At 54.5% G+C, this 20560-nt stretch carries 20 protein-coding genes; 8 read left to right on the top strand and 12 right to left on the bottom strand.

Annotated features, from left to right (window positions below):
* Positions 1-83: 83 nt before the first annotated feature.
* From WD823_RS13250 to WD823_RS13230, 5 genes are all read right to left on the bottom strand, one after another.
* Positions 84-338 carry a hypothetical protein gene (locus tag WD823_RS13250; protein WP_368429970.1) on the bottom strand — a complete coding sequence of 85 codons (255 nt, stop codon included), beginning with the start codon at positions 336-338 and terminating at the stop codon, positions 84-86.
* Between the two features lie 191 nt (positions 339-529).
* Positions 530-1450: a dihydrodipicolinate synthase family protein gene (locus WD823_RS13245; RefSeq protein WP_368429969.1), complete on the bottom strand. Its 921-nt coding sequence runs from the start codon at positions 1448-1450 to the stop codon at positions 530-532.
* 84 nt (positions 1451-1534) lie between these two features.
* Positions 1535-2149 (bottom strand): flavin reductase family protein, encoded by a 615-nt coding sequence (locus tag WD823_RS13240; RefSeq protein WP_368429968.1) that lies wholly within the window; start codon positions 2147-2149, stop codon positions 1535-1537.
* A gap of 147 nt (positions 2150-2296) precedes the next feature.
* Entirely contained in the window at positions 2297-3457 is a 1161-nt protein-coding gene (locus WD823_RS13235) for an acyl-CoA dehydrogenase family protein (protein WP_368429967.1), read from the bottom strand.
* A 17-nt stretch (positions 3458-3474) separates the two neighbouring features.
* Entirely contained in the window at positions 3475-5097 is a 1623-nt protein-coding gene (locus tag WD823_RS13230; protein WP_368429966.1) for an electron transfer flavoprotein-ubiquinone oxidoreductase, read from the bottom strand.
* 151 nt (positions 5098-5248) lie between these two features.
* On the opposite strand from WD823_RS13230, the gene WD823_RS13225 reads away from it, so the two are divergent.
* From WD823_RS13225 to WD823_RS13205, 5 genes are all read left to right on the top strand, one after another.
* A complete protein-coding gene (locus WD823_RS13225; RefSeq protein ID WP_368429965.1) occupies positions 5249-5998 on the top strand; it encodes an electron transfer flavoprotein subunit beta/FixA family protein in 750 nt (249 codons plus the stop codon).
* Positions 5998-6939, top strand: a complete 942-nt coding sequence (locus tag WD823_RS13220; protein ID WP_368429964.1) for an electron transfer flavoprotein subunit alpha/FixB family protein — start codon at positions 5998-6000, stop codon at positions 6937-6939. The genes WD823_RS13225 and WD823_RS13220 overlap by 1 nt, the downstream gene beginning before the upstream one ends.
* A gap of 163 nt (positions 6940-7102) precedes the next feature.
* Positions 7103-7480 (top strand): hypothetical protein, encoded by a 378-nt coding sequence (locus WD823_RS13215; RefSeq protein WP_368429963.1) that lies wholly within the window; start codon positions 7103-7105, stop codon positions 7478-7480.
* 16 nt (positions 7481-7496) lie between these two features.
* Positions 7497-9341 carry a S8 family serine peptidase gene (locus WD823_RS13210; RefSeq protein WP_368429962.1) on the top strand — a complete coding sequence of 615 codons (1845 nt, stop codon included), beginning with the start codon at positions 7497-7499 and terminating at the stop codon, positions 9339-9341.
* Between the two features lie 40 nt (positions 9342-9381).
* Positions 9382-9711: a hypothetical protein gene (locus WD823_RS13205; RefSeq protein ID WP_368429961.1), complete on the top strand. Its 330-nt coding sequence runs from the start codon at positions 9382-9384 to the stop codon at positions 9709-9711.
* 1272 nt (positions 9712-10983) lie between these two features.
* On the opposite strand, the gene WD823_RS13200 is transcribed toward WD823_RS13205, so the two are convergent.
* The 7 genes from WD823_RS13200 to WD823_RS13170 all read right to left on the bottom strand — a co-directional run bounded on the left by WD823_RS13200 (position 10984) and on the right by WD823_RS13170 (position 15257).
* A complete protein-coding gene (locus WD823_RS13200) occupies positions 10984-11163 on the bottom strand; it encodes a hypothetical protein (protein WP_368429960.1) in 180 nt (59 codons plus the stop codon).
* A 67-nt stretch (positions 11164-11230) separates the two neighbouring features.
* Complete coding sequence (locus WD823_RS13195; protein WP_368429959.1) at positions 11231-11704, bottom strand: putative molybdenum carrier protein; 474 nt, start codon at positions 11702-11704, stop codon at positions 11231-11233.
* A 215-nt stretch (positions 11705-11919) separates the two neighbouring features.
* Positions 11920-13020, bottom strand: coding sequence for a tyrosine-type recombinase/integrase (locus WD823_RS13190; protein WP_368429958.1), 1101 nt, complete (start codon positions 13018-13020; stop codon positions 11920-11922).
* Between the two features lie 23 nt (positions 13021-13043).
* A complete protein-coding gene (locus WD823_RS13185; RefSeq protein ID WP_368429957.1) occupies positions 13044-13505 on the bottom strand; it encodes a helix-turn-helix domain-containing protein in 462 nt (153 codons plus the stop codon).
* Positions 13506-13703: a helix-turn-helix transcriptional regulator gene (locus WD823_RS13180; RefSeq protein ID WP_368429956.1), complete on the bottom strand. Its 198-nt coding sequence runs from the start codon at positions 13701-13703 to the stop codon at positions 13506-13508. It lies immediately after the preceding gene.
* 246 nt (positions 13704-13949) lie between these two features.
* Positions 13950-14771 carry a hypothetical protein gene (locus WD823_RS13175; protein ID WP_368429955.1) on the bottom strand — a complete coding sequence of 274 codons (822 nt, stop codon included), beginning with the start codon at positions 14769-14771 and terminating at the stop codon, positions 13950-13952.
* A 132-nt stretch (positions 14772-14903) separates the two neighbouring features.
* Positions 14904-15257, bottom strand: a complete 354-nt coding sequence (locus tag WD823_RS13170; protein ID WP_368429954.1) for a hypothetical protein — start codon at positions 15255-15257, stop codon at positions 14904-14906.
* A gap of 88 nt (positions 15258-15345) precedes the next feature.
* On the opposite strand from WD823_RS13170, the gene WD823_RS13165 reads away from it, so the two are divergent.
* Genes WD823_RS13165 through WD823_RS13155 form a run of 3 tightly spaced genes read left to right on the top strand, consistent with a single transcriptional unit; the run spans position 15346 to position 20382 of the window.
* A complete protein-coding gene (locus WD823_RS13165) occupies positions 15346-15552 on the top strand; it encodes a ribbon-helix-helix protein, CopG family (RefSeq protein WP_368429953.1) in 207 nt (68 codons plus the stop codon).
* 17 nt (positions 15553-15569) lie between these two features.
* Positions 15570-17621: a site-specific DNA-methyltransferase gene (locus tag WD823_RS13160; RefSeq protein ID WP_368429952.1), complete on the top strand. Its 2052-nt coding sequence runs from the start codon at positions 15570-15572 to the stop codon at positions 17619-17621.
* Between the two features lie 10 nt (positions 17622-17631).
* Positions 17632-20382, top strand: a complete 2751-nt coding sequence (locus WD823_RS13155) for a DEAD/DEAH box helicase family protein (protein ID WP_368429951.1) — start codon at positions 17632-17634, stop codon at positions 20380-20382.
* The last annotated feature ends 178 nt before the right edge of the window (positions 20383-20560 follow it).

Genomic DNA, 20560 nt, shown 5'->3' with positions numbered 1-20560 from the left:
GGTATTGAACGCGCGGGCGGTCACCCAAAATCCTCCAGAGGCCGTACACTCTAAATCCGCTTACTTCAGTTCATAATGTAATTTTATGGCTTAAGCCTGTCAACGGCCTCCAATGCGCCGGGACTTGGGTTCGGTGTCGACCGGCAGACCCCGGCCAGATCCTGCGCCGCCAATCCGGGACCACAAGGCGATGGCATTACAATCCTGGCTTCATTGCTGGACGTTGCTTTTACATTCGTCGGTGGATCGTCATCACTGTTATGCGTTACCTTGAGAGTAACGACAATCACGACAAGCAATACCGATACAATCGAAACAATGATGAAAGTCTTCTTCATTCCGTTCTTATTCATCCAGATTTATCGGCAAGTCGATTGTAATTATATCGTGATTACAAAATTCATCGATCAAATAGACTCTCCAGCCAAGGCAGAAAATGAGTGGAAAAATCGAGGCAACCTGGGAAGTTTATTTCATTAATACAACATTTGCTTACAGAAATCTGTTTTTCAATAAACAGTCTATCGTGCTAAGACCGTGGTACAACGAAGCCTAGTTCTTTAAGGTTTTTATCAATTATACTTGCGTCGTTTTCGCTCAGTGCGGTAAACGGTGGCCGCATGTTGAGCCAGTCATGATTTCCCGTCGCGTTCGCCATGAGCAGTTTAAGCCCGGGTATCAGCGGATATTTCTCGATCACACCACGGACCCGATTGAGCGCGTCTTGCAGTTCCGTGGCATTGTTTGACATCCGAGCGCGGAAAACTTTACTGGCCAAGGTACAGGTGATGTTGGTTGATGCGGAAATACATCCAACGCCGCCGATTTTTAAAATATCCAGCAAAAACTGTTCGCTGCCGGCGTAGACTCGAAATCCGGGAAAGCGCTGGCAGATTAACTTCATGTGATTCCAGTCACCGCCGGAGTCCTTCATGCCGACCACGGTCCGCGGATAAGCTTTAATCAGCCGCTCGATTAAAGGCTCGTCGATCGGCACGCCGGTCATCTTCGGAAAGTGATAAAGATAAATGCGTAATCGTGACTCACCGGCTTTCTGGATGACCTGATCGTAATAGCGAAACACTCCCTCGTTGCTGACGCCTTTGTAAAAGAACGGCGGCAGCATTAATACACCACCCACGCCGTGAGCGATGGCGTGCCGGGTCAGGTCGCAGGCATCCGGAATCGCGCAACAACCGGTGCCCACCAGCAGTCGCTCGGGTTGTAGTCCACCCTCGATCAACACATCCAGGAGTTTCTTGCGTTCCGACACACTGAATGAATTGGCCTCGCCGGTCGAACCAAGTGGTGCCAGCCCGTCGCAACCGTTGGCCAGCAGCCATTGGCAATGACGTAACAAAGCTTTGTCATCGACATCCAGATTGGGTTTCAGCGGGGTCAGACATGCCGCGAAGATGCCATCCGGCAGCATTCCATCCTTTCGTGTCACAATACGGGCCCCGCGAAATCAGCCAACATCCCGGTTAGAAACAAAGGGGTAACTTCGCATGTCATCGATTTATTTTCTACTTCCTTATTTCGGACGCAAGATATTTACAATTTCGCCGAATGTGGCGTATTCGCTCCCACCGAGACGAGTAATGGGATCAAGACGGTCGGCGTGAACCTTCAGTCGCCCCTTGCTGTCCTGGCCGATAATCATGTCATCCAGGTAGACCGCTTTCACCCGGCCGAGAATCAGTGACTGCGGAACCGCCCCGATTTCCTGGATCGAATGTCGCGTGCAGGCAAAAGCGAGGCGGCAACCCTCTATCCGTGGCAACCGCGATCCTGGAAAGGCCGTGGTCGACAGACCGATCTGGTGCAGTTCGGAAACCTCAGACGGCAACGTGGCGGAACTTGCGTTAAGCGATTCCAGCATGGCGCGGTGCGCAATATGGATCACATAATCCGGCCGCTGTTCGATGTTCACACGCGTGTCCTTGAACGCGCCATCGGGCTTTTTGCCGACCGAGATCATGAGCAGCGGCGGGTCGCTGCAAATCATGTTGAAATAGGAGAAGGGCGCCAGGTTGAATGTCCCGGAGGCATTTTCCGACAGCACCCAGGCTATCGGCCGGGGGATAACAGATTGAATCAGGGTGAAATACGCCTGGCTCGGGGTCAACTCGTCTATGTAGATATGCATGAATTAGCAAATCGATAAATAGCTTTATTGGGTTTCATTCTGCCACTATATCCGATTTGAAAGTGGAGACCCAGTTGAGCAACTGTGCCAGGCGATAATAAACGACTGAAAAAAATCATCGACCCCGATGGGAGAAATGCAAATATCCTAGAATGCGTCGAAACCGGTTAGCTCCTGGCCAACCACCAATTCGTGGATAATCTCGGTGCCTTCGTAGGTTATGACGCTTTCCAGATTGAGCATGTGGCGCATCGAGCAATACTCGGTGGTAATACCGCTGCCGCCGAGCAGGTCGCGCGCATCGCGCGCGACATCGAGCGCCATGCGGACATTGTTCCACTTGGCGAGACTCACCTGCGCCGGTTGCATCCGGCCCTGGTCCTTCAGCCGCCCCAGCTGCAACGACAGCAATTGTGACGTGGTGATACGCCGCACCATGTCCGCAAGCCGTCGTTGCGTCGTTTGTGTCCGGGCGAGGGGACGGCCGAACAGCACGCGCGTTCTGGTGAACTCAATTACTTCCCGCAGGCAGGCGATGGCGGCGCCGATCGCGCCCCAGCTGATGCCATAACGCGCCTGGGTGAGACAGGCGAGCGCCGACTTCAGGCCGATGGCGCCAAGCAAAGCATTTTCGTCCGGGACGCGCACACCGTCGAGGAACAGCGCAGAAGTCACCGAGGCACGCAATGACAGCTTGCGTTCGATTTCGTGCGCCTGGAAACCCGGTGACTTGGTCTCCACCAGGAAGGCGCGGATGCCGTCATCGGTCTGGGCCCACACCACGGCGACATCGGAGATCGAGCCGTTGGTGATCCACATTTTCGATCCGTTCAGCACCCAGTCACCGCCTTGCTTGTGTGCATGCGTTTTCATCGCGTTTGGATCGGAACCACCGTGCGCTTCCGTGAGGCCGTAACAGCCGATGGCTTCGCCGCGCGCCAATAATGGCAGCCAGCGCCGTTTCTGTTCTTCGGAACCGAAGGTATAAATCGGCCACATCACCAGGCTACTTTGCACCGAGGCGAAGCTACGCAAGCCACTGTCACCACGCTCCAGCTCCTGGCATATCAGACCGTATGCGACACTGTTCAATCCGGCGCAACCGTAACCTTCAAGGGTGCAACCCAGCACGCCAAGGGCCGCGATTTCCGGGACCAGCTCGCTCGGGAAACGATGATCATCGAAAGCCTTAGGTATCAATGGCAACGCCTTTTCATCCACGAAGCGTGCGACGGTTTCCTGGACGAGCCGTTCTTCTTCGCTGAGCAACGCGCGGACATCGTAAAAGTCGACAGGATCGAGGCTCATCTTGATGATCTCCCGTGCTACATATTCGAATAATGGGGACCGCTTCCACCCTCGGGCACGGTCCAGAATATATTTTGCATCGGATCCTTGATATCGCAGGCCTTGCAGTGCACGCAGTTCGCGGCATTGATCTGTAACCGTGCGTGTCCGTCCGAGGTGATAATCTCATAGACACCGGCGGGACAATAGCGGGTTTCCGGCGCATCGTAGTCCGCCAGATTGATGGTTATCGGTATCTTGGCATCACGAAGTCGCAAATGTCCGGGCTGTTCTTCCGCGTGATGCGTATTCGCCAGATAAACCGAGGCCAGCCGGTCGAACGTCAGTTTGCCGTCGGGTTTCGGGTAGCGGATGCGACGGCATTGATTGGCGCGCTTGAGCCGGGTGTGATCGGCGGCGTGATGGAATGTCCAGGGCGCTTTTCCTCGCAATAAATACGTATCGACAGCCGAATAAATAAGTCCAGGCCACAATCCCCACCGAAATGCCGGACGGATATTTCGTGCGCGGTAAAGCTCGTCCCACAGCCAGGAGTGTTTCAAGCGCTCGAAGTAATCCAGCGTTTCTCCGATGCGATGGGATCGAAGGGCTTCGAAAACCGAATCGGCCGCAAGCATGCCCGACTTCATGGCGGTGTGCGTGCCCTTGATCTTCGGCACATTGAGAAATCCGGCGGCATCGCCGATCAAGGCACCGCCCGGAAACGTGAGTTCGGGCAATGATTGGTATCCGCCTTCAACCAGGCAGCGGGCTCCGTAGGCGATACGCCGGCCGCCTTCGAATGTCGGTCGGATGGCGGGATGGGTTTTGAAGCGCTGCAATTCCTCGAACGGGCTCAGATAGGGGTTCCGGTAATCGAGCCCAACGACAAATCCGACCGCTAGCTGGTTGTTCTCGAGATGATAAATAAACGATCCGCCATAGGTGTTGCTGTCAAGTGGCCAGCCCACGGTATGTTCGACCCGACCCGGGTGATGGCGATCGGTCGTCACCTCCCATATTTCCTTGATGCCCAGCGCGTATGACTGCGGTTGCACTGCCTTGGCTAAACCGAAGCGATCAATCAACGTGCCCGTTAACGATCCACGGCAGCCTTCTGCGAACAAGGTAATCGGTGCGCGCAGCGCGATGCCCGGCTGATAACGCGGTCCGGGAGTACCGTCGTGGGTCAGGCCCATGTCACCCGTTACCACGCCGCCAACGCGACCGCCGGAATCGTATAAAATTTCTGCGGCCGCAAAACCCGGGAAAATCTGAACCCCCAATTTCTCCGCCTCGTTTGCCAGCCAGCGGCACAGATTGCCAAGACTGATGATGAAATTGCCTTGGTTGCGCAATGATGGGGAAATCGGCAAGCGAAACGCCCGGGTAGATGTCAATACCTGAAATCGATCGTCGAACACGGGGGTATGCAGCGGGGCGGAACGCTCGCGCCAGTCGGGCAACAGCTCGTCAAGGGCGCGCGTCTCGATCACCGCACCGGAGAGGATATGCGCGCCGACTTCCGAGCCTTTCTCGAGCACGCACACGCTCAAGTCAAGTTGGGAATCCGCGGCAAGCTGGCGGAGCCGGATGGCAGCCGCCAGACCGGCGGGACCGGCTCCGACGATCACAACATCAAATTCAAGCGATTCGCGCATGGTAAATATTTCAAAATAATCTAATTAAGCTTGAATCCTCAACCGGTGGTTGGCATCATGACCCCGACTTGGGACAGCCTTACTCGTATCAGAGCACGCGTTATCCAATATTTTCACTCGGCGGTCAGCGAGGCATCCTAACCAATCTCACATGAAAATACTCGTCTCGGTAAAGCGGGTGATTGACTATAACATCCGGCCGCGCGTCAAGGCGGATCATTCCGGTATAGAAACCGCCAACGTCAAGATGGCCATGAACCCGTTCGATGAGATAGCCGTCGAAGAAGCATTGCGTTTCAAAGAAACCGGCGTGGCGACCGAAGTCGTTGCGGTTTCGCTCGGAACGGCCGCTTGCCAGGAAACGATTCTTTCGGCGCTTGCCATGGGCGTGGATCGTGGCATTTTGATTGAGTCTGCAGAGGAACTCGAGCCATTGGCCGTCGCCAAGTTGCTGGCCGCCCTTGCACGGCGCGAGAACCCTGGACTCGTGATTCTCGGTAAGCAGGCCATCGATGATGACGCCAACCAGACAGGCCAAATGCTGGCGGCATTGCTCGGCTGGCCTCAAGGTACGTTTGCCTCGGGGTTGCGCCTGAAAGTCAAACGTATCGAGGTGATGCGAGAAATAGACGAAGGACGCGAAACGCTGTCACTGAAATTGCCGGCAGTGATCACCACCGATCTGCGGCTGAACCAGCCGCGTTACGCCACCCTGCCCAATATCGTCAAGGCCAGGAAAAAGCCCATTGAGAGATTGACGGCGACGTCGCTCGGTGTGGATACCACGCCCCGCACCGAAACTCTCAAAGTCACCGAGCCTGAACGCCAACGCCGACAAGTGATGGTAGCCACCATCGCGGAGCTGGTCGACAAACTGCGCTACGAGGCCAAGGTGATCTGATGGCCGTTTTGGTTATCGCGGAGCACGACCATAGCTCACTCAAGCATGCCACGCGTGCAACGATTTCCGCCGCCCTTCGATTGGGGGAAGTCGTTACGGTGTTGGTAGCGGGTGTGCAGTGCCAGTCGGTGGTTGATGTGGTTTGCAGTATCAATGGCGTAGCCAAGGTTTTGTTCGTTGACGACGAGCGTTACCGGCATGTCCTGGCCGAGGAATTGGCGCCGCTCGTCGTCAGCATCGGTCGCGACTACACGCATATCCTGGCGCCGGCCACCACCTTCGGAAAGAATCTGCTGCCACGAGTCGCGGCCTTGCTCGACGTCGCACAACTGTCGGACGTAATAGAGATCATCTCACCGGATACTTTTGTGCGCCCGATTTACGCGGGCAATGCCTTGGCCACCGTGCGCTCGCGTGATCCGATCAAGGTCATCACCGTGCGGCCAACGGCATTTGTGCCTGCGGTCGACGGTGGTTCAGCGGCTATCGAAAAAATTTCACCGGCCAATGCTCAAAGTCATACCCGATTTGTGTCGCGAGATACGACGGCATCGTCCCGGCCGGAGTTAACGCAAGCGCGTGTCGTCATATCCGGCGGCCGTGGCGTGGGTAGCCGCGAAAATTTCCAGCTGCTGGAAGCGCTGGCCGATCGGCTCGGTGGCGCCATCGGCGCTTCACGCGCGGCGGTTGATGCTGGCTACGCGCCCAACGACTGGCAGGTGGGCCAGACCGGAAAAGTGGTAGCGCCAGAACTTTATATTGCCGTAGGGATCTCGGGTGCTATCCAGCATCTTGCCGGCATCACCGAAGCAAAGGTGATCGTCGCGATAAACAAGGATGAACAGGCTCCGATATTCAATTCAGCCGATTACGGTCTCGTCGCCGATCTGTTGCAGGCGTTACCCGAATTGACCGCGATGCTCGGGAAGATCGCAAAATAAACAGCTCGAATTGCATGATTTCCGGTTTGCAGATATCCACATTAGGACTTATATTCTATCTTTAGGTAGTTAATCCGCGTTTACCCGGTCGATTTGGCTTTTCTCGTCAGAGGGAGGATAGGCACAATGATAACCGGAGGGACAAGAAATCGAGGCGTGCTTCATGAAACAAATTTTGCAGCTCGCCTTTCGTAGGCTGATTTTGTTTTTTTATTGCCTAATCTTCATTTCCATCTCGGCTTGTGGAGGTGGAGGATCTTCGTCTCCACCAACTTTGCATACGGTCACGATTAGCTGGACGGCTAATCCGGAGACGGCGGTTAACCGGGCGGGGGGCGGCTACATTGTGAATATCAGCGGCCAGCCTGCGATCGACGTGCCCTACGTGTCCGGTCCTTTGGCCCCGACCACCACAACGACCTCCCTCCTTACAGGAAATTACACCGTAACGGTCGTCGCGTATTCAACGCTCAATCCGCCCGGCAGCACTAGCGGCAGTGTCAGTGCGGCATCGGGCCCGATCACCGTCAACGTTCCCTGAAGAAAAAAACGTAGAAATGAAAATGAAAAAGCCAATATTCATTGGCATCTTGCTGCTGGCGCTCTCCACCTCGATCGTGATGGTAGGGCAGGGAAGTTCCGCCACTTCAGTATCGAGCGGACTTGCCACTGGCAAGAATGCCCGTCAAGCACAAGTATCTGATGAAATCCTTATAAAATTCAAACCAACAGTCTCACTTCAATCCCAGGAGCTATCTGTCAGCCGCCATGGGGCAAAAAAAATTCGTGCCCTGTACCAATCGGGATGGGTCAATCTTAAGCTTTCTAAAGGACTTTCCGTGGAGGCGGCCTTGGTGGCCTACGGCAATGATCCGAATGTGGAGTCCGTCCAGCCCAATTACATTTACCGGATTGCCACCGCTCCAAATGACTCGAATTACGGACAGCAGTGGGCATTGAAAAACACCGGCCAGACCATAACTAATTCGTTCACACAACCACCATCCTCGTCGGTGTTTGGCACCAATAATCCCGGAAATCCGGGCAGTGACATGGACCTCGAGCTGGCATGGGATCAACTCACAGACTGCAGTACCGTTACGGTGGCGGTGATCGATACCGGCGTAAATTACAACCACGTTGATCTCACGGCCAATATGTGGAACGGCGATCCCAATCATGGCCAGGATTTTATCGACAACGATAATGATCCCATGGATCTAAACGGTCATGGCACCCATCTCGCTGGCATCATCGGTGCAGTGGGAAACAACGGATCCGGCACTACAGGCGTCTGCTGGAAGGCCAGTATCATGGCCGTCCGCGTATTGGATGCAGCTGGTAATGGAAACACAGCAACTATTCGTCAAGGCATAAACTTTGCGCTTACGCATGGTGCCAAGGTGATTAACTTAAGTCTGAGTGTGGTTGATCCTGTGTTCGACCTATCATTTAGTGACGCCATCACAGATGCAGAAAACAGCGGTGTTGTGGTGGTGGTTGCAGCTGGAAATTCCGGATCAAACACAGATAGTGGATCTTCGCCGTCCTATCCATGCAATTTCACTCAATCGAATCTTGTATGCATCGCTGCCCTGGATCAGAAATTTCAACTTGCTAGCTTTTCTAACTATGGTGCAACCAGTGTGGATGTTGGCGCACCGGGTACCAATATTTTGAGCCAATGGGCTGGAACTAATGCAGCATTTCCTGACAACTTGACTAGCAGTTGGACTTTCAATCCTGCAACTGGTGGGTGGGGATCTGTCAACCTGAGTGGAACTCAATATCTGCTCAATCCCACAAATTACCCGAGCGGTCAATACAACAGCAGCGCGGATGACCGAGTTTACAAGTCATTTAATATTACAGGCGATGCAGCCGTGTTGAATTCTTTTCGCGCTATAAACATCAAGAAAGGAGATCATTTTCGGGTTGGCTACCTTACTACAGGTTCTGATCCATTTTCTGGAGGTGGAATAATCGTTGATGATGTTACTGAAATAGAAACATTTCCGTTTCTTCTTTTTGTGAGCCGGGACATAACTGGATGTATTAGCGCAACTTGCAACGTCGGATTTCAACTGCAATCCGATGCCAGCTTGACGGATCTTGGCGTGGCGATTAGCGATTTCGTCATTATGACGCTAAATTTAAACACGACAAGTTACAACACAATTAACGGCACCTCCATGGCCACTCCACACGTGGCAGGGCTGGCTGCTCTAGTGTGGGCTTATAATCCTTCGTATACCTATACCCAAGTGGTCAATGCAATCAAGAATGGGGGTGAAATGGTGACAGCCTTGTCAGGCAAAACGACCACAGGAAAGGCTGTTAATGCTATGGGATCTCTGGCCTACATCAACCAGCCAATAGGTCTTTCAGTCAGTGTGCAATGAACGGAGCCATGGAATTTCCCGTAATCTGTATGCATTGAGCGTGCTTTTGCCGCTTTTATGCGCCACAGTTGCTTGCAGTGGTCCGATAACGGATAAAGCTGACCCACCATTACAGGCCAGAAGTCCGGCATCTGCGCAGCAAGCTGCGGGTGAATATATTGTCAGCGTTCATTCGGGAACCGGCCCAGATTTGCTTCACAAGCTTTATGAGGCCTACGGCGTGAGAGATGTCACCGATCTTGGCGGCGGCTATTATCTCATCAAACTGCAGCATGACCCGGGATTGGCCGCAATCAAGCAAAAAGGTCTTGATTCGGGCAAAGTAAAATACGTACAACCCAATTTCAGTTATCGCATCAATCGCCCATAGTTAGCAGCAGGTTTAATACCTTTCATTGCAGTAGTGACATTCGACGCGCTGGAGTGTGACGATCCGCTTGTTTTTGCCGGTGTCATCCCTAAATTTTGAATCCAACTTAACCCGGTAGGAAAATTCTTCGTCGAAAATTTGACTTGCGAACTTGGAAACGACATTGGAAAATAGCGGCCAGATAATTATGATTGATATGACTGATAGCGAAGCCCAATTCATGCGCCGGTCAGCCCGGATCGGATGGGTGGGGCTGGCGCTTTTTCTAGCGATGTTTGTGCTGTTGGTGGCGATCCATGGAGGTTAGGCGAGGCGCTTAACTCCGGAAGTCCTAACCCGTTGCACGCTTCATCACATCATTGACAGCCATTGTCATAGTTTGTGGCAATGATGCCGTGCGCGCAGTGATTTGATAACCAGACGCCACGGGGATGGATCAATCTTATCTTGACGTCCCGCTCAGGAAATCTTTCACTAATGGCATGCTTTCCAGAATTTTCTGATATTTCAAGCAGGTCGGTTACAAATCCTTGACACATTGGAACGCGCCAAGTTACAGAAACACGGAAAGATTTGGAAAAAACTGGCTCCCGGGACTCACTCACATCAGTGAGTTAACTTTTTGATTGTGGGTTGTTTTATGTCTTGCCGCAAATTATATGCCCCCAAATATGCCCCCACAGCCAGATTGATGCACCCTCTAATTCATACCTACACGTTCTTGACCGAGTAGCTTGGATGTTTTGACTCGCGCAGTTCGTGGGCCACGGCCTTCGCAATTTCGCTGAAATCCGGCCGCATGACCCCGAGGAGTTTGCCAGGCAACGAGAGGTTATGAAACCAGATCCAGGCACGACCTTAGCTGAAGAACGGGAAATGGAGTAGGGTTATCTGTTCCTTAGCTATTGATATGAGCACTTGAGGACAAGCAATATGCAGGAGACCCGTTTCGCCGATCATGCGTTGCATTGCGAGCTTGCGTCCTATCACGAAGCAGCGCACGCGGTAGTCGCGCTCCATTACGGCCGCGTGGTCAAAGAGGTGCGTATCTTGCACCACTTTCCAGGTAACGGATGGGTGAAATGGGTACGGGCATGGTTTCCCGACGCGCCGGATACCCGGAATCCGCGGGATACATTGCGCTACTGGACGCATGTTTTTTCTGAAGTAGAACGCGAGGTGAAGATAATGCTCGCCGGCCCCCTCGCGGAGGCAAAGCTCCTGCGCACGCCGTTACGATCCCTGGGCGCCCGTTCCGACCTTCAACGGGCGCTAGCGGCTCAGGAGTTTCTCGACAATCTGCGCGAATCGCTGCGAGACACCCTCTTTATCCCCGGCGATCAGACAGCGCATTTTCTTGAGCGTATGCGCCGGCAGACCCGCCGGCTGATCGCCCAGCCTTGGTGCTGGAATGCCATTACCGTGCTGGCAAAGGATGTGATGGACTGGCATCACCTCTCCGGTCACGACGTGGCGGAAACAGTTCAGTGGTCAATGAAACCACGCCGCCAGTTGAGTCTCAGCCTTGGGAACGGCGGTCAGACTGGAGCAGCGCCCGAAGATAGGAGGCTGCCACGGCGTGGATTCCCGGCGCACAGCCTTCGCGCGGCCCTGCGATATTCAACACCCGGATATTGTTCTGCCTGATCCATTCCTTGACCTCGCGTGGGTCGGTTGGCGCTGACAGCTCTACCGTATAACAAGGCTTGGCCTGTTTGTGTGCCTCGTCCGCGGTGAACGCGCTGCCGCCCGTTAATTGATCCTTGTAGAGAATGAGCGTCCCGTTCGACTCACGCACATTTCGTTTGGTACGCTGGCGGTATCCTCCCGAGGGCAGTTCCTGGAGCGGGTAGTGCGCGGGGATGGCGCCGTCTTCTGCCTTGCGCCCGCTCGGGCACCAGCCACCGCAGGGAATCCCCAGCTCCAACGCCACGTCGAGTGCTGCGCGGTCAACGCCGGTTTGGCCGCCGGATATGATTTTTTCGAGCATCATGCTTCTGATTCTATCTCGGTTTCTGATGCCGTCTGGTGGCTACCATAAAAATTCAAACCTTGTCTGCTGCTGACGAATTGAATCTCGACATTACCCCCCTTTCTCGACAGTGCTACGGGGAGACAGGCTTTATTCTCGCATCCGTCCATACCAAAAAGGTGGCATGCTGATCGCACACACTCCTATTAAAGCTATGCTCATTATTGACTGGGGAGTTAACTGTGTTCTGACTGCCGTAGTTCGCGGGCCACGGCCTTGGCTAGCTCGGCTACGTTCGTTTGGGTGGTGGGTTGGGGTATGCCCAGGCTCTTGATGATTTCACCTTGGCGTCGGTTCCCCACCTGGCCATAGCTGTAGAAAGTCGTCAAGACGCCTTCATGGCCAAGATTCTGGCTCCACGCCTTGAACTGTTCCGGCGTCTGACAGAGAACCTCCCCAAGAGCCACAAGCGTTTTTCTAAAGCTGTGCGGGTTGAAATAGGGCAGGCCGGCGCTGGCAAAGGCGTCGCGAAAGATTGTGCGGATTCGCGCGGCACTGCTCCAGTGTGCCCGTTTCAGCCCGACCGCCTCAAACTGGCGAGTCGCCCCCAACGCAATGCGCGTCGCCGGGAAGAGTGGATCGTCATTGCCCCAAAGCTTCACCTCTCGCAAATACGTCACCCAGTCTGCAACGATCTTGAGAATCTCGTCCCCGACTGGGAAGAAGTATGTCGTGAAGGTCTTGCTAAATTTGGTCCGAACCTCGCGAGCATCTTGGTAGGCGCTGCCCGCAATCAAGTCTATATGCTTCAACTTCATGGACGCAATGGCGCTATCCCGCGCGCCAGTCAATAGTGTGAAGGCGACAAGCGCCCGGTTACGGCGCTCAATATCCGTATTTGCCGGCATCGTATTGATAACGTGCTTCACCTGTTCCAATGTCGGTGCCGACTGTTCCCGGTGGGCCGTCGCAACGCGCATGTCCTTGTCGGACAGGTTGAAATAATCGGCATCCGAATACTGAAGGCGGGATTTATAGCCTGGTTGTCCTGCAAGCCATTGAAAGAACCTTTTCAGGTGTGCCAGCGTGGCGTGCAAGGTCGCCTTGCTCAGCTTCTCCCCGGATTGCTGCCCCCTTTGTTCGGCAAGGTGTTTTTTGAAGGCGACCGCCTGCTCAAAGTGAAATGCCTTGAAATCGCGGTACTTGGTGTAGACCTCAAAGCGATTTAATGCCTTGGCGACTGCATCCACCGTCGGTTCGCTGTGACGCTTGGCTTCTTTGAGATAGGCAAAATAACGCCGCTTGATCCGTTCATTGTTGGCATTGTGAGTTGTCATGGTTAGATGCTCCCTAACTCAAGTCACTGTTCACGGAGGGTTGAGCGCTCTCTCTTAATGTGTCGCAACGCCTGCGGCATCGTGATGTCCATTTGACCGCGAATCTGCTCCAGCTTGGCTAGGCTTACACGCCGGTTCATGATCGAGCCGCAGTCCGGACAGATCGCAATCAGGTTCCCCAGCTTTTCGGTCACGGCCTCGTACTCCACCATGTTGCCGGCTGGGGTTTTCGGAGCACGACACCGGACGCAATATATTTCCCCCGGCTGACACGGCCGCTTGTTCTTCGTCCGCCGGGCCTGGAGGAAAGCACGCAGGTCGCGACCAAGGATCAGCATCGGCCGCTTGCCGTCAGTGGTCGGTAGGCCGTGCTTGATCCACTCCCGCACGGTATTCCTGTGAACGCCTAATAAAGTGGCGATCTCCTCCACGGTGTAGTTACGATGGATTTTGGCAAGACGTGGATTCGGATGGCGTGTTCCCATTCATGCATTCGCCTTGCGGCTCGATTCAATCTGCCTCTCTAGCCATTCTTGAATTTCAGATTCAACCCAACCTACGGCGCGCGCGCCTAAGCTGACGGGCTTGGGAAACTTACCTTGTGCGACACGAAGGTAAATCGTGCTGCGGGACAGGCCCGTGCGGGTCTTGACAGCGGGAAGTCTCAGTATGTTGTGCATCATCTTCAAACCTCGTTAAGTGTTATGGGAATTGACGATGAGCAAGTTAGGTGGGCGATTTGGGCGATTAAACTTACGGATCTGGCCCGATGTGGTCGGTGCTTGCCTGTAAAACCAATGGGCTGTAGTTATAGGCGGACCACCTTCGGTCACTGGAATTTACACACCATGCAACGGCAACGGGAGAAAACAAGGGGTTTGCAGTAGGCGATTTGGGCGAAAAAGTTTCGCCCAACTATTTCTTCTTCTTTACTTCTTCATGTATTTGCGGATGGTATCTGCGTCGCGGTCTTTGGCAATATCCATCTTGGCGATCTGCTGCGCGTACCAGACATCAGACATGTTCCGTCGTTTGCGCTTCAAGTACCGGTACGCCTTTTGCCAAGCCTGGTACTGCTTCTGCGTAGCCTGCTTTCGTATTTCGCGCTGCGTCGTGATGAGAGTGGAGAAGTTGGATGCAACGGACGATGCACTATGGCGTTGCGCGAGCAGGTGCTCGTCAATGGCGATGCTAATAACTTCGCGCGCCTGGCTTGCAGTATTGAGGATTAAACATTGGGCCGCTGCGGCAGTAAATTCCAGCTGACTATTGAATGACGCCATAACATCTTGCTGTATCACGCCGTATCGGCCTGCCTCTCTATGCACGGCCCCCCTGAATCGCTCGGGATCAATGTAGCTTAGCGTGAAAGGATTCTGTCCTATGCCCCAGGCAAATTCATCGACAATCTTGTTAAGCACCAAACTGTCGCGCAGTAAAACTTGCGCCTTCTCCAGGATGGACGCGGTGGTTTCCCACACGATGCCTGGCCAATCTTTGGTAATGGCCGTGGCACTTGCGACAATCTCGCGGTACGCCGTCAATGGAACCGAAGTGAATGCCGCCCCCAATCTTTGGAGACGGATGTTTGCCACTACCTCATCATGCAGTTTCGAGTAGGCGGTCTGATTTGCACTTACCTGTAGCATTTCCTGCTCGCGTTTCCGTTGTTGCAGTTTGCGCATTATGAGGCGTTGTACTTCCTCGGGTAGTACCGAGCGGTTCTTTCCGTCGCCATTCTTTTTCGACATGTAGCCCCTTATGCTCGTTCCTGGAAGTAGAAGGCGAGCAGGGGATTCGGTATCTGCCGGAAGAAATCTGTTGATTGAATAGTGACGGCCCCATTTGCGCCCTTCTGGCGGGCGGTGGAACATGTCGCTGCGTTAGGCATCGGGTTTAACGGGAGCGCTTTGATTGAGAATTGGGTCATAGAGATTCTCTGCCAACAACCACGAAGTATAGGCATCGAGGGTTGGCAAAGGATCTGGTGGCTTATTTCCAAGACTCACCCGAGGCGTTTCAACAACTACTTTCTTGTAGTACTCAACTGCCTCGGCTCTGGATGAAAATGTGTCCGATCTGTGCGGCGGATAGCCGGGGACATTCCGACGAGTGATTACAGCCCATTCCTGCATTTCTGGTGCGCTCGACGTCAGGCTTCGCATTGTCACTGGGCAAATCTCTAGAACAAACATTCGGTCGTCCTTGAAAAGAAGGTCGAAAATCTTGGGTCGCATCACTTCCTCCGATGCCTACCATTTGGACTATGCCGGATTTTACAGTACATTACAGTACATCCGCAGTATGCCGTCTCTGAGGGAGAGGATGGCCATCGCCAAGACCACCACGCTGACCTTTCGTATCGAACCAGCCTTGAAGGAAGCGTTACGCACGGCCGCCGAGCGGGAGCATCGTTCCATTGCCAATATGGTGGAGGTGTTGATCCGGGACTATTGCGGACGTAACGGTGTCACGATTCCAGAACAGGGCGCATTGAAGCAGGTGCGCGAACGTCGCATCCGCAACCGATAACCGATTCAGGATTGCCCATGACTGACGAGAACAAGACCATCGCCGAATCGCCCAACCCCGCCGACGAGCGCCGCGCACAGCTCACCGCCCTCGTGCCTGAAGCCTTCTCGGAAGGTAGGCTTGACGTGGCTGCACTCAAGCGCGCCCTGGGCGAAGAGGCCGTAATCGAAGGCGGCGAACGCTACGCGCTCACCTGGGCGGGCAAGGCCAACGCCTACAAGGTGCTGCAAACCCCGTCCACCGCCACACTGCGGCCCGAGCGCGACAAGTCGGTGAATTTCGACCAGGCGCAACATGTTTTCATCGAGGGTGAGAACCTGGAAGTGCTCAAGGTCTTGCAGAAGGCGTATTTCGGCAAGGTCAAGCTGATCTACATCGACCCGCCCTACAACACCGGTTCCGACAGTTTCATCTACCCCGACCGCTTTCAGGAGAGCAAGGAAGACTACCTGCGGCGCATCAACGAGCTGACCGACGACGGCACGCTGATGCGCGAAGGGTTCTTTCGCAAGAACAGCAAGGAAAACGGGCACTATCACAGCAACTGGCTGTCGATGATGTTGCCGCGCCTTTACATCGCACGGAACCTGCTGCGCGACGATGGGGTGATCTTGGTATCCATCGACGACAACGAGGCGTCCAATCTTAAATTGCTCATGGATGAGGTGTTCGGCCCCGAGAACCTGATTGCCCAGATGGTTTGGGAAAAAGGGCGGAAGAATGACGCCAAGCTCGTTTCTATTGGCCACGAATATCTGCTGATTTACGCACGTAGCATGACTCGGCTGAAGGAAAACAAGACGGTTTGGCGCGAACCCAAACCAGGGGCCAAAGAGATCGTCGAGAAGTGGCGCGAACTAAAGGCAAAGTGCGGAGAGACCAACTATGAAGCGCAACAGGAGGCCCTTCGTGAATGGTACAAATCGCTCCCCGATTCGCATCCGTCCAAGAAGCTGAGTCGCCACAAATGGGTGGATAAGTGGGGGCCATGGCGTGACCGTGATATTTCCTGGCCGGGTGGTGGCGGGCCGCGGTATGACGTTCCGCACCCCGTCACGAAAAAGCCTTGCAAGGTTCCCGAACGTGGATGGATTTACTCAACCACGGAAGAGATGCAGCGTCAGATCAAGCTGGGGCTGGTTGAGTTTCGTGACGACCACAAGGAGCCACCATTCCGGAAGGCCCACCTCATTCCCGTTCCCGATGAACTTTCCGACGATCAGATGACCGATTTCGATGAAGAAGAGGTTTCCGACGACGAGATCGGTCTTCAGGTTATCGGGAGTGTTCTTTACAAGCAGTCCCAAGTCTCTGTGAAGTATCTACGGAAACTGATGGGCGGGAAGCTTTTCAATAATCCCAAGGATCATGAAGTCTTGGCGCGACTCATTCGCTATTGCATAGGTGACGATGACAAAGGCTTGGTGGTGGATTTTTTTGCTGGCTCCGCAAGCACCGTGGAAGCAGTGCTTACCCTGAATGCAAGAGAAGGTGGAAGTCGGCGAGTATTGGCTGTTCAGATTCCAGAGCCGTGTGATGAGAAAAGTGCGGCCTTCAAAGCTGGTTATCCGACTATTGCGGCATTAAGCAGGGATCGCATCGCGCGCGTCATTGAGCAACTCAAGGCAGCATCCGACTTGGTATCTCCGATCCCTGATGATCTTGGTTTCAAGTCTTTTCTACTTATGCCCTCCAACTTCAAACAATGGCGCGGCGACGGCATCGACACGCCCGAGCAACTCGCCGAGCAAATGCAGATGTTCGCCAAGTCCGAAAAGGAAGGCGCGCAGATCGAGGACATGCTCTATGAGTTGCTGCTGAAGTTCGGGCAGGAACTGACAACGCCTGTCGAAACGTTGGATGTGGCGGGCGGTAAGGTCTTCGCCATACACGAGCGCAAGATGCTGTTCGTGCTGGAGGGCTTCACCGAAGCCATGATCCAGCCGCTGGTGGACCTGAAGCCGCGCGAGATCATCGCCATCGACGGGGTGTTTCAGGATTCGGACACCTTGAAGACCAATCTGGACCTGCAATGCCGCGACGCGGGAATCAAATTCACTTGCCTGTAAGATCGTTCGGATGAAGCTGCAATTCGACGCGAATCAGGACTACCAGCTCGAAGCCATCCGCGCCGTGGTGGAGCTGTTCGAGGGGCAGCCGGTCGCCTCGCAGACTGCCGTGACGCGCGAAGACGAGCTTTCCAGCCTGAAGCTCACGCAAACCGGCATCGCCAACCATCGGGTGATCGACGATGCGCAGTGGCTGGAAAACCTGCACGCTGTCCAAAAAGCGCACGGCATCGAGCCTTCGTTGGCACTGGAGACCATGACGCTGGATGATGGGACACCGGTCGGCGCGTTTCCTAATTTCACCGTGGAGATGGAGACCGGCACGGGCAAGACCTACGTCTATCTGCGCACCGTCCATGAACTGGCGAAGACCTACGGCTTCAGGAAGTTTGTCATCGTGGTGCCTTCGGTGGCGATCCGCGAGGGGGTGCTGAAAAGCCTGCAAATCACCAAGGAACATTTACAGACGCTTTACGACTATGAGCGCACTGAATTCATGGTGTACGACTCGGCCAAGGTGAATCAGCTTCGCAATTTCGCGCTTTCCGATGCGATCCAGATTCTGGTTATCAACATCGATGCCTTCGCCAAGGATTCGACCGAGGCAAACGGCGCGGCGGGTGCGCGCCGCAAGAAGTCCAAGGGCAACGTCATCAACCAGGTACGCGAAACCGGGGTGGCGCCCATCGAGTTCATCCAGGCCACGCACCCCATCCTGATCCTGGACGAGCCGCAGAACCTGGAGACTGACATCCGCAAGCAGGCCATCGCGCGCCTGAATCCTATGTGTACGCTGCGCTACTCCGCCACTCACCGCAATACTTACAACCTGATTCACTCGCTGGACCCGGTGCGCGCCTACGAGCTGGGGCTAGTGAAGCAGATCGGCGTGGATTCGGTGATCGAGCTGAGGGATGCAAATCAGGCTTATATCGAGGTGGAAGGTTTCAGGACAGGCGCTCGCAGTGTGTCGGCCAAACTCACCATTTGGGTCAATCAGGCCAGCGGCCCAGCGAAAATGACCGTGACCGTGAAGAACGGGGACGACCTTTATTCCGAGAAGTTTTCCAACAAGCGCGAGATTTACCGCGACGGCTTCATAGTCAACGAGATCGACGCGGGCGAGGGCTATGTCACCTTCGCCAACGACGTGCGGGTGCGTCTAGGCCAGCCACACGGCGCGCTGACCGACGCCATCCTGCGCTTGCAGATCGAGGCCACGGTGCGCCGCCACTTCGAGAAGGCGTTGCGCTTGCATCCGATGGGGATCAAGGTGCTTTCAGTTTTCTTCATCGACCGGGTGGCAAACTACCGCACCTACGGGGAGGACGGTATGACAGCCAAGGGCAAGTTCGCCAAATGGTTCGAGGAGATTTACGAACAGTACCGCGCCAAGCCCAATTACGCGGGGCTCATGCCGCATGAAGCGGCACAGGTGCATAACGGCTACTTCTCGCAGGACAAGGCTGGTGTCTGGAAGGATTCAACAGAGCGCAGCGGCAAGGACGACGAGGATACTTATGCGCTCATCATGCGCCACAAAGAGCGCCTGCTGGACTTGAGCGAACCGCTGGCCTTTATCTTCAGCCATTCCGCGCTGCGCGAGGGCTGGGACAATCCCAACGTGTTCCAGATTTGCACGCTGGTCGAATCCAGTTCGGACATCAAGAAGCGCCAGGAGATCGGTCGAGGCTTGCGCCTGTGCGTGAACAAGGATGGCGAGCGGGTACGTGACCGGGCTGTGAACCACCTAACCGTTATCGCCAATGAGAGCTACGAGGACTTTGCTAACCAGTTGCAGACTGAGATGGTCGAAGCCGGGGTAACATTCAAACGCGAGATGGTGCAGAACGAGCGCGATAAGGTAACGGTGCGTCTCAAGAAGGGCTATGAAACTGATAGCCGCTTTCTGGACCTATGGGAAAAGATTCGTGCACGTACCCGCTATCGAGTTCATTACAGTACAGCGGAACTCTCAAGAAAGGCTGCACAGCGGATTAAGGATAAGATGCCCGTTATTGAACGGCCAAAAGTGGCGCTCACCCGTGCCGATATTGTCATCAGCACTACAGGTGTTACCGGTAAGCAAACCGGCTTGCGCACACAAACACTAGAGGCAAAGTACGTTATGCCGGACTTTGTTGGGCAGGTACAGGCGAAAACTGGGTTTGCGAAGTCAACCGTTGCGCGCATTTTACTTGATTCAGGGCGGCTCACCGACGCCGTTAAGAATCCGCAGGCTTTCATCGAACACACGGCGGAAGCGATCAATGCCGTGAAACGCGAAGTCTTAGTGAACGGCGTCGAGTATTTTAAGGTTGAAGGTCTGGCCTATGAAATGCGATGCTTCGAGGGTGATGATTTAATGGAAGTGTTTGCGTCCAACGTGAAGGCGGTGGAGAAGCAGGACAAGACGCTCTTTTCGCATATCGTCATCGATTCCAATTCAGGCCCGGAACGGTTATTCGCGCAAGCCTGCGAAGACAACGACGATGTGCTGTTCTACATCAAGCTGCCGCGCTGGTTTAAGATTGAGACGCCAGTCGGCCTGTACAACCCGGATTGGGCACTCGCGTATCGCAACGATAAAACTTTGTACTTTGTCGCAGAAACTAAGAACACTGGCAACAGAGACCATATACAGCTCGATTTGTTGCGGCCTATTGAAGAGTTGCGCATCGAATGCGGTAAGCGGCATTTCAAGAATTTCGAGGAAGTCCGTTTCAAGGTTGTTAGCTCGCTGACAGAGTTAGTGAGCTGACCCCCGGTCCGCCCGTCACGCCGCTTGCAAGTAAAACGGCGCAAGCGTCGCGCCGGGCTACAGCGGTGGCGACCTTTCGCACCGGGCAATGCTTCGGCGGCTGCGGCTATCGCCTTCGCCGCCTTCGCAATGCCCTCGGTGGCTTCGTTTGGCGCAGCTCCCTTTGTTTCCGCTTGCT

It is taken from the genome of Sulfuricaulis sp., assembly GCF_040901545.1.
GTDB lineage: Bacteria > Pseudomonadota > Gammaproteobacteria > Acidiferrobacterales > Sulfurifustaceae > Sulfuricaulis.
This window is presented reverse-complemented; position numbering and strand designations above follow the sequence as displayed.

Bases quoted from the DNA above. Each gene is read 5' to 3' on its own strand.
- WD823_RS13250 (WP_368429970.1), bottom strand. From the start codon at position 338: ATGAAGAAGACTTTCATCATTGTTTCGATTGTATCGGTATTGCTTGTC.
- WD823_RS13240 (WP_368429968.1), bottom strand. From the start codon at position 2,149: ATGCATATCTACATAGACGAGTTGACCCCGAGCCAGGCGTATTTCACC.
- WD823_RS13235 (WP_368429967.1), bottom strand. From the start codon at position 3,457: ATGAGCCTCGATCCTGTCGACTTTTACGATGTCCGCGCGTTGCTCAGC.
- WD823_RS13230 (WP_368429966.1), bottom strand. From the start codon at position 5,097: ATGCGCGAATCGCTTGAATTTGATGTTGTGATCGTCGGAGCCGGTCCC.
- WD823_RS13225 (WP_368429965.1), top strand. From the start codon at position 5,249: ATGAAAATACTCGTCTCGGTAAAGCGGGTGATTGACTATAACATCCGG.
- WD823_RS13220 (WP_368429964.1), top strand. From the start codon at position 5,998: ATGGCCGTTTTGGTTATCGCGGAGCACGACCATAGCTCACTCAAGCAT.
- WD823_RS13215 (WP_368429963.1), top strand. From the start codon at position 7,103: ATGAAACAAATTTTGCAGCTCGCCTTTCGTAGGCTGATTTTGTTTTTT.
- WD823_RS13210 (WP_368429962.1), top strand. From the start codon at position 7,497: ATGAAAATGAAAAAGCCAATATTCATTGGCATCTTGCTGCTGGCGCTC.
- WD823_RS13200 (WP_368429960.1), bottom strand. From the start codon at position 11,163: ATGCCAGTCCATCACATCCTTTGCCAGCACGGTAATGGCATTCCAGCA.
- WD823_RS13195 (WP_368429959.1), bottom strand. From the start codon at position 11,704: ATGATGCTCGAAAAAATCATATCCGGCGGCCAAACCGGCGTTGACCGC.
- WD823_RS13190 (WP_368429958.1), bottom strand. From the start codon at position 13,020: ATGACAACTCACAATGCCAACAATGAACGGATCAAGCGGCGTTATTTT.
- WD823_RS13185 (WP_368429957.1), bottom strand. From the start codon at position 13,505: ATGGGAACACGCCATCCGAATCCACGTCTTGCCAAAATCCATCGTAAC.
- WD823_RS13180 (WP_368429956.1), bottom strand. From the start codon at position 13,703: ATGATGCACAACATACTGAGACTTCCCGCTGTCAAGACCCGCACGGGC.
- WD823_RS13175 (WP_368429955.1), bottom strand. From the start codon at position 14,771: ATGTCGAAAAAGAATGGCGACGGAAAGAACCGCTCGGTACTACCCGAG.
- WD823_RS13170 (WP_368429954.1), bottom strand. From the start codon at position 15,257: ATGCGACCCAAGATTTTCGACCTTCTTTTCAAGGACGACCGAATGTTT.
- WD823_RS13165 (WP_368429953.1), top strand. From the start codon at position 15,346: ATGGCCATCGCCAAGACCACCACGCTGACCTTTCGTATCGAACCAGCC.
- WD823_RS13160 (WP_368429952.1), top strand. From the start codon at position 15,570: ATGACTGACGAGAACAAGACCATCGCCGAATCGCCCAACCCCGCCGAC.
- WD823_RS13155 (WP_368429951.1), top strand. From the start codon at position 17,632: ATGAAGCTGCAATTCGACGCGAATCAGGACTACCAGCTCGAAGCCATC.